Consider the following 594-nt stretch of genomic DNA (forward strand, 5'->3'; position numbering starts at 1 on the left):
TGCATCAAGGTTTTATCAAGAGCGACGCCTTTCAGCATAAAAGGCACATAAGCCAATTGATATTGCTCTGCCAACTCTTTGTATAAATTAAAAAACATCTCTGTATAGCGTTTACCGTAATTCTGTGGAATCTGGTTGCCTACTAACAGCACCTTGGCGTCAGCTTTATGTGCCTGTTCAATCATGGATTCAAGATTCTGTTTGGTTTGTGTCAGTGGATAGCCACGTAAGGCATCATTGGCGCCCAGTTCCAGAATGACCCAGCTGGGTTTATGTTCTGACAACAGTTGTTTAAAGCGGGCTAAACCGCCTTGCGTTGTTTCTCCACTGACGCTGGCATTCACAACGCTGATTTCAGGATGAGACTCAGATAGTTGATTTTCCAGTAAACTAACCCAACCTAATTCTGGTCGTAGATTATGGGCAGCACTCAGGCTGTCTCCCATAACAAGCAATGTCGATGCTGATACTGCGTTGCTCATCAATAAACTGATGAGTAACACAAACCAATATTGTCTTTTTAGAAACATACAAACCTTCAAGAGTGGAAAACATGGCAGTTACAACTGCAATCAAAGTAAGCAATTTAACCCA

Annotated in this window: 1 protein-coding gene; it reads right to left on the reverse strand. The window is 42.1% G+C overall.

Annotated features, from left to right (window positions below; translation table 11 throughout):
• On the reverse strand, window positions 1-530 hold a 530-nt coding region (locus B4K20_RS16275; protein ID WP_289283719.1), incomplete at its 3' end, for an arylesterase.
• Between the last annotated feature and the right edge of the window lie 64 nt (window positions 531-594).

The organism is Methylophaga sp. UBA5088 (genome assembly GCF_002414625.1).
GTDB classification, from domain to species: Bacteria; Pseudomonadota; Gammaproteobacteria; order Nitrosococcales; family Methylophagaceae; genus Methylophaga; species Methylophaga marina.